Genomic DNA, 7,097 nt, shown 5'->3' with positions numbered 1-7,097 from the left:
CGAAGCCGGACCGCAGGGCGAGCAAGGTGAGCAAGGCGCGGCTGGCGAGCGCGGTCCGCAGGGCGAACAGGGCGAACGCGGCGAGCAAGGAGAGAGAGGCGAGCATGGCGAGCAAGGCGAAAAAGGCGATCCCGGCGAACAAGGCCCGCAAGGCGGCCAAGGTCCGCGCGGCGAGCGCGGCGAGCGCGGTGAAACGGGCGAACCTGGGCAGCGCGGTGAGCAAGGCGAGCCGGGCACACAAGGCGAGCAAGGCCCGCTCGGCGAAGCCGGCCCGCAAGGCGAACAGGGATTGAAAGGCGATCCCGGCGAACCGGGCGCGCGAGGCGAACAAGGCGACAAGGGCGATCCGGGCGAGCTGCCCATCGTCCGTGCGTGGCAACCCGACGAAATCTCGTATCATGGCGACGTCGTCTGCTGCGACGGCAGCACCTACCAGGCCCGGAAGGATACGGCGCAGAAGCCGCCGCATTCCGACTGGGCTTGCCTCGCCGAAAAAGGGCGCGATGCCGCCTTTCCCACGGTCAAGGGCACCCATCGCGACGGCGAGGATTACGCTCTCCTCGACATCGTCGCATTGAACGGGTCGAGCTTTATCGCCCGTCGCGACCACCCGGGGCCGTGCCCAGGCGACGGATGGCAACTGATCGCATCCGCCGGCCGACCCGGCAAACCCGGCATTCGCGGCGAGCAAGGCGAGCGCGGCGAGCGCGGACCGTCGGGGCCGACCATCATCGGCTGGAAGGTCGATCGCGCCAGCTACATGGCGACCCCGATCATGTCCGACAATGGCGACGCCGAGCCGCTCAATCTGCGACCGCTGTTCGAGCAGTTCGACAACGAGGCGCGCTGATGGCGGATATCACCGTCAAGGTCATCGAGCCCGCCGAGACCTACCAGCTGCTGACGCTCGACGAGCTGAAGACCATCCTCGGCATCTCGACCAGCGACACCAGCGAAGACGCGCAGCTCGAAATGTGGATCGAGCAATATTCCGACGTCGTCGCCACCATGTGCAACCGCGTGTTCGCGAAAGAGAAGGTCAAGGAAACCTGGCGCGGCGACCTGCCGCCGCTGGATAATCCCCGGATCTTCCTGACGCATTATCCGGTCAGCGACGCCGATATCGAATCGGTCAGTTGCAACGGCAGCCCCATCGATCCGGCGAATTACGAAATCGAGAACCGGTCCGGCAAGCTGACGGTGTTCGGCACCTTTGCCGAGCCGGTCGTCGTCACCTACAGCGGCGGCTATCAGCTGCCCGACGAGGCACCGCCTGCGCTCAAGATCGCGACCGGCATCCTGATTACGGGCGCCCGCACCGAAATGTCGCGCGCCGTCATCTCCGGCATCAAGTCGATCTCGCACCGGGAGTCGCGGGTGCAGTTCTTCGACGAGAATCAATCCAGCCAGAGCGGTGCTGGCGCGATCGGCGCAGCGGGCGAGACCATCAACGTCCTGCTCTACAAGTACATGCGGTTCTATGTTTAGCGTCGTGCTCGACGACGTCATCAATCTGGTGACGAAGTTCGACAAGCTCGCCGAACAGGTCGGCAATCTGCATCAGGCCGTGCCGGAAGAGCTGACCGCCTGGCAGCGCGACGACATGCGCCGCAAATATCCGAACATGACGGTCACGGCGACCGGCAACCAGACCGCGGCGGTCACCCTGATCTGGCCGCGGGCGCGGTTCGAACGGCCGCAACCAGGCAAGCAAGCCACCCGGGGACCGAAGGTCTACCGGCCCAGAGGCGTCGTTGGCCGACAACCAACCTCGAACCGGCCGATCCTGCGCGAGGAGCTGAAGGATCAGCTCGACCAGCGCATGCTCGGCCTTACGCGCGAGGCAATGAAATGGCCGTGAACCTCGACGTGACGCTGCAGTCCCCGATCTTCGATTTCTGGGCCGTGCCGGTGACGTTCATCCCGCTGGCCTCGCAACCGGGGCAACCCGCCTACGATCGGCGCGGCATTTTCAACACCTATTCGATCGATGTGCAGGGCATGGACGGTCACATCTATTCCGACCAGCGCACCATCCTCGACATCAGAGAAAGCGAATTCAGCGTCCTGCCGCAACAAAACGACCACCTCATCATCCCGGCCGACTGCAACGGTGTGCCGCGCGGCGAATACCAGATCGTCGACGCATCGAGCGACGGCGGCGGCCAGACCATGCTGACGATCCGGAAATACGAAACGATCATGTGATGGGCATCACCGACACCCAGAGCTACGGGCTGGTGATCCGTGACGTGTTCTATGACGCCCTGGCCGAACGCGAGCCGTATTTCGCCAGCTTCAAGAAGCGCAAGACCAAGATGCTGCAGGTGCAGCACGAGCTGCTGCCGTATCTCGGCGTCTACATCCTCGACGAGACCATGCTGCCCGACGGCGATCCCAATACCGGCTGCATCCGATTTTCGCACACGCTGCGGATCGGCTTCTCGGTGATGATCGCCAACAATGATCCTGTGATCGCGGAGCAGACCATCGACGCCGCCTACTGGCGGATCATGAACAGGCTATGGCGCGACCAGTACATCATGAACATGCTGGATACCTACAATCCGCATGTCGGCGCCATGAATCCCGACAACACGCGGATCGAAAGCATCACCCGCGGCACCCGCCGCCATGTGTTCGGTGCGACCGGGTTCAACAATGAAACGCCGGTCGCCGAGCTGCAATACGACGTCTCCTGCTTCTATCGCACGGACTGGTCGCCGGAGATCACCGACGACCTGGTGGAGATCGATGTTCACACCGGCATCGAGCCGGGCGACACCGAGGAAGAAATGGCGCAGCGCCAGCAGCTGCACGCCAAGTACGTGTTTGCCCCCGCGACGCCCCCGGCACCTGAAAAGGAGAAGGACCGATGAGCAACGACCGATCGAACGACAAACCGACAAAGGAAGTCTCGATCCGCAAGCAGCACCAGCTCGATCGGCTGGCCAAGGTGCGCTCGTTCCGGCCGAAGCCAGTGCGCGTGACGCCGGCCAGCGATGAGCTGCGCAAGGTGCTGAAACATCCGAACGGAAGCGGCTTCCTGCCCGGTGGCGGCTCGGCGGAATGGCCGAATGATCGCTTCACCAAGCGGCGCATCGCCGACGGTTCGGTCACCGTCGAGGAGAGCAGTGATAGCGGCGGCGACGACCGCGACAAAGACCAACGTCATCGGCGGCAACGCCGCGAAGACCCTAGCAGCGCCGCCTAACCGCGGCGCTTCTTTTTTGTGAGAGGAGACCGCGATGCCGATCAGTTTTGCCAACATTCCAGCCACCATCAAGATTCCGCTGTATTGGGTCGAAGTCGATCCGTCGATGGCTGGCTTGCCGTCGATCAATCTGCGCGCGCTGATGGTCGGCATCATGACGGCTGATGGCGACGCCGAGCCCGACGTGCCGATTCCGATCGGCAGCCAGGCGCAGGCCGACATGCGGTTCGGCCAGGGCAGCGAGCTGTCGCGGATGTTCATGGCCTACTTCAACAACAACTTCGCCAACGAAGTCTGGGGTCTGCCTTTGGCGGAGCCGGTCGGCGCGGCAGCCGCCACTGGCACCATCACGGTAATGAAGGTGCCGGATGAAGCTGGCACGATCCATCTCTACATCGCCGGCACCCATGTCCCGGTCAACGTCCACACCACCGATACGGTCGACAACATCGCTTCGGCGATCGAGGCGGCCATCAATGCCGACGACACCTTGCCGGTGACGGCGGCGGCGGCGGCCGGTGTCGTGACCCTGACGGCAATGTGGAAGGGCATTCTCACCAACGACATCACCGTGTCGCTGAACTACTTCGGCGCCCGCGGCGGCGAGAAACTGCCGGTTGGCCTCGACATCACGTTGCCGACCAATGGCCTGTTGAGCGGTGGCGTCGGCACGCCCGATTTCGACGACGCCATCAGCGCGATGGGCGAGACGCCGTTCGAATATGTCGCGATGCCGTACACCGACACCAATTCGCTGTTCGAATGGGATCAGGAATTTGGCTTCACCGATCAGGGCCGTTGGGGTTTCGAGCGGCAGCTGTTCGGCCATGTGTTCTCGGCCAAGCGCGGCAGCTATCCCGATCTGCTGCTGTTCGGCTTGACGCTGAATTCCGGCGTCGAATCGATCATGGGGTTCGAGGTCGGCTCACCGTCGCCGTGCTTCGAATGGGCCGCCGCCTATGCTGCGAAAGCGCAGCGCGCGCTGGTCAATGATCCGGCCCGGCCGCTGCAGGCACTGAGCCTGAACAGGGTCAGGGCGGCGCCGTTCCATGAGCAGTTCGATTTCGTCGAACTGAATTCGCTGGCATCGAGCGGCATCGCGATCCAAAAGCTCGGCGGCGACAAGCAGCCGATGATCGCCCGAGAGCAGACCACCTACCAGCTCAACCTCTATGGCCAAACCGACGACGCCTATGAGCTGGTGACGACGTTGGCGACGCTGGCCAAGCTGTTGCGCAATCAGCGCCACGCCATCAGCAGCAAATTCCCGCGCCACAAGCTCGCCAATGACGGCACGCGGTTCGGTCCGGGCCAGGCCATCGTCACGCCCGGCATCATCAAGGGCGAGCTGATCGCGCAGTACCAGCAGGATATGTGGAGCGGCCTGGTCGAAGACCTCCGCAACTTCAAGCGTCATCTGCTGGTGGAGCGTGACCCGGACAATCCGAACCGGCTCAACGTGCTGTATCCGCCCGACCTGATCAATCAGCTGCGCATCTTCGCGGTGCTGGCGCAATTCCGCCTGCAGTACGACCGCGGCATTGACAACGTCATCATCGGTCAGAACCAGCCGCCCTACAACGCCGCGTCGAACGCGTAACCCATAGGAGGGAAACATGGCACAACGAATTGCGGGCATCGCCTTCCTGACCGTGGACGGCGTGCAAATGGCGCTGCGCGGCAATTTCACCGTGAGCCCGTCGCCGGTCGAGCGCACCATGATCGCCGGGCAAGACGGCGTGCACGGCTATCAGGAATTGCCGCGCGTGCCCTACATCGAGGCCGATCTCTCGACCATGCCAGGGTTCTATCTGGAGGACCTGATGGATGAGACCGACGTCACCGTGGTGGCGCAGCTCGCCAATCACATGCAGTACACGCTGATCGCGGCCACCTGCAAAGGCGGTTTCGAGAACAACACCCGCGACGGCCAGGTGCGCGTGCGCTGGGAAGGCGTTTCCTGCGAGGAGGTCGCCATATGAACGTCAGTCCGAAACGCGAAGGCTTCATCAACGATGACGACGGGCCGACTTTGCAGCGGCCGATGGTCGACGTCACGCCGGAGAAGCCGGCGAAGTCGCGCCCGACCCCGGATCCGGCGATCGAGGCCTCGCCGGCCGAGCAAGACCTCGGCAGCACCGAGCCGGAATGGCCGATCACGGTCAAACTACTGCACAAGCAAATCCGCAACAACAAGGGCGAGAAGATCAGCGCGATCACCTTGCGCGAGCCGCGGGCCGGCGACATCAACCGCTATGGCAACCCGGTGCGGATCGACCAGGAGGGCGAGGTGCGGATCGAGGAGCGCAAGATGACCTTCATCATCGCCGCGCTGTCCGACATCCTGCCGCCGTTCATCGAAGACATGCATCCGCACGACTGGAACAGCGTTGCATTCCGATTGCAGCGTTTTTTTCTTCCCGATCCAGCGGCCTGGTAGGCAGCGAGGACGACATCATCCTCGACTGCTACCGGTTGGCACGCTGGTATCACGTTAGCCCCGACATTTTCCTGTCCATGCCACTGAACGACGTCGCGACGCACATGCGCCGCACGGCGCAGCTCGATCGTGAGCAACAGGCGGCCAAGGGTGAAGACGAATAAATGCCAACGGAAGAGGAAGAGCTACGCTTAACCGTTAGCCTCGTCGACAATGCGTCGGCGGGCATTGCCAAGCTGCGCGAGGAAATGCAGAGCCTCGGCGGCGGCTCGGCCGCGCAGGGCATGGAGCGGTTCAAGCGCGAGCAGGCCGGCCTGAAGGAATCCGCTAAGGGTCTCGAAGGCACCGTCACCAACCTGGTCGGCGGATTCGGCGCGCTCGGCAAGACCATGCTTGGTATTGCTGGCTACACCGCGGCTCTTGGTTTCGAGATCACGCGACAGATCGGTGGCCTGAAAGATTGGGCCGCCGCGCTGCGCGAGATCGGTCAAATCAGCCGCGCGGTCGGCGTCGGCGGTTCGCATATCAGAAACCTGATCGAGCAGTTCGGCGCAGCCGGCGTCAGCGCTGAGACGGTGGTGTCGAATGTCGCCAAGTTGTCGGACACCATCGCGGAGGTCGGCCGCCAGGGCAGCGAACTAAAAACCAAGATGATCCGCGATGCCGGCGCGGCCGGCTCGGAATCCGCGCGGGCGATGGCGCAATTGCTTGAGCAATTGCCGAAGATGGATTCGATCGAAAAGCAGACCAACGCCGTTCTGGAGGCGCGGCGCAATATCATCGCCAACCTGATGCGCGACCAGAACAAGACGCTGCAGGAAGCCACCGCAATCGCCAACAAATGGGCGGCGCCGTTCTTGGACAAGAGCGTGCTCGGCGCGCTCGATAGCCTCACCGAGAAATCCAAGGAATGGTACGACGCCGAGGAGCGCAGGTTGCGGCTCGGCACGGAATTCGACAAGCAGCTGAATTTGTTCGAAGGCAAGTGGAGCCGCATAAGCGACATTATCAACACCTTGAAGGTCGGGCCGCTCACCACCGCGCTGGAGAACGCCAACAAGGTGACGTCGGCGATCCTTTCCAGCTTCGAATCGCTTGAACAGCTTTTCATCCGGATCGGCAACAGCGATGTGTTCAAGCGCGGGTACAACACGCCGAGCAGCATTGAGGGGGCCACCAAGCCGGAGCTGTTGCCGCAACAGCCGGGCAGGAAAGAGGAAGACAAGAGCTACCTGGAGCGCTGGAACGACTACTGGACCAACAAGCCGAACAAGCCGGTTGAGGACAACACCAAGGCGACCGAGCAACTGACCGGCAAGATCGATGAAGCCATCAAAAAACAGTTTGCCGGGCTATCAACCGATGTCGTTCCAAGGCGGCGGCGGTGGCGGCGGCTTCGCCGGCATGGTGCAGCAGGCGGCCTATTCGCCGGGCGGCGGATTG

The 7,097-nt window shown here is 63.0% G+C and carries 11 protein-coding genes; 10 read left to right on the top strand and 1 reads right to left on the bottom strand.

Annotated elements, in window-relative coordinates; all coding sequences use genetic code 11:
- A partial coding sequence (locus tag CWO89_RS38355) for a hypothetical protein (RefSeq protein WP_130583539.1) occupies positions 1–331 on the bottom strand: 331 nt, incomplete at its 3' end.
- On the opposite strand from CWO89_RS38355, the gene CWO89_RS38350 reads away from it, so the two are divergent.
- From CWO89_RS38350 to CWO89_RS38305, 10 genes are all read left to right on the top strand, one after another.
- Complete coding sequence (locus tag CWO89_RS38350) at positions 290–850, top strand: hypothetical protein (RefSeq protein WP_130583538.1); 561 nt, start codon at positions 290–292, stop codon at positions 848–850. The genes CWO89_RS38355 and CWO89_RS38350 overlap by 42 nt on opposite strands.
- Complete coding sequence (locus CWO89_RS38345; RefSeq protein WP_130583537.1) at positions 850–1,488, top strand: head-tail connector protein; 639 nt, start codon at positions 850–852, stop codon at positions 1,486–1,488. Before CWO89_RS38350 ends, CWO89_RS38345 begins: the two co-directional genes overlap by 1 nt.
- A complete protein-coding gene (locus tag CWO89_RS38340; protein ID WP_130583536.1) occupies positions 1,481–1,861 on the top strand; it encodes a hypothetical protein in 381 nt (126 codons plus the stop codon). Before CWO89_RS38345 ends, CWO89_RS38340 begins: the two co-directional genes overlap by 8 nt.
- Entirely contained in the window at positions 1,852–2,208 is a 357-nt protein-coding gene (locus CWO89_RS38335; RefSeq protein ID WP_130583535.1) for a head-tail joining protein, read from the top strand. Before CWO89_RS38340 ends, CWO89_RS38335 begins: the two co-directional genes overlap by 10 nt.
- Complete coding sequence (locus tag CWO89_RS38330) at positions 2,208–2,879, top strand: hypothetical protein (RefSeq protein ID WP_130583534.1); 672 nt, start codon at positions 2,208–2,210, stop codon at positions 2,877–2,879. The genes CWO89_RS38335 and CWO89_RS38330 overlap by 1 nt, the downstream gene beginning before the upstream one ends.
- Positions 2,876–3,214, top strand: coding sequence for a hypothetical protein (locus CWO89_RS38325; protein WP_130583533.1), 339 nt, complete (start codon positions 2,876–2,878; stop codon positions 3,212–3,214). Before CWO89_RS38330 ends, CWO89_RS38325 begins: the two co-directional genes overlap by 4 nt.
- A 34-nt stretch (positions 3,215–3,248) precedes the next feature.
- A complete protein-coding gene (locus CWO89_RS38320; RefSeq protein WP_130583532.1) occupies positions 3,249–4,814 on the top strand; it encodes a phage tail sheath C-terminal domain-containing protein in 1,566 nt (521 codons plus the stop codon).
- A gap of 16 nt (positions 4,815–4,830) precedes the next feature.
- A complete protein-coding gene (locus CWO89_RS38315; protein ID WP_130583531.1) occupies positions 4,831–5,196 on the top strand; it encodes a phage tail tube protein in 366 nt (121 codons plus the stop codon).
- Entirely contained in the window at positions 5,193–5,654 is a 462-nt protein-coding gene (locus CWO89_RS38310) for a phage tail assembly protein (protein ID WP_130583530.1), read from the top strand. The genes CWO89_RS38315 and CWO89_RS38310 overlap by 4 nt, the downstream gene beginning before the upstream one ends.
- A 164-nt stretch (positions 5,655–5,818) precedes the next feature.
- A partial coding sequence (locus CWO89_RS38305; RefSeq protein WP_130583529.1) for a hypothetical protein occupies positions 5,819–7,097 on the top strand: 1,279 nt, incomplete at its 3' end.

Origin of the sequence: Bradyrhizobium sp. Leo170 (assembly GCF_004296405.1) — a bacterium.
Taxonomy (GTDB): domain Bacteria; phylum Pseudomonadota; class Alphaproteobacteria; order Rhizobiales; family Xanthobacteraceae; genus Bradyrhizobium.
The sequence above is the reverse complement of the archived record's forward strand: the minus strand, read 5'-3'. Positions and strand labels throughout refer to the sequence as shown.

Bases quoted from the DNA above. Each gene is read 5' to 3' on its own strand.
- CWO89_RS38345 (WP_130583537.1), top strand. From the start codon at position 850: ATGGCGGATATCACCGTCAAGGTCATCGAGCCCGCCGAGACCTACCAG.
- CWO89_RS38340 (WP_130583536.1), top strand. From the start codon at position 1,481: ATGTTTAGCGTCGTGCTCGACGACGTCATCAATCTGGTGACGAAGTTC.
- CWO89_RS38335 (WP_130583535.1), top strand. From the start codon at position 1,852: ATGGCCGTGAACCTCGACGTGACGCTGCAGTCCCCGATCTTCGATTTC.
- CWO89_RS38330 (WP_130583534.1), top strand. From the start codon at position 2,208: ATGGGCATCACCGACACCCAGAGCTACGGGCTGGTGATCCGTGACGTG.
- CWO89_RS38325 (WP_130583533.1), top strand. From the start codon at position 2,876: ATGAGCAACGACCGATCGAACGACAAACCGACAAAGGAAGTCTCGATC.
- CWO89_RS38320 (WP_130583532.1), top strand. From the start codon at position 3,249: ATGCCGATCAGTTTTGCCAACATTCCAGCCACCATCAAGATTCCGCTG.
- CWO89_RS38315 (WP_130583531.1), top strand. From the start codon at position 4,831: ATGGCACAACGAATTGCGGGCATCGCCTTCCTGACCGTGGACGGCGTG.
- CWO89_RS38310 (WP_130583530.1), top strand. From the start codon at position 5,193: ATGAACGTCAGTCCGAAACGCGAAGGCTTCATCAACGATGACGACGGG.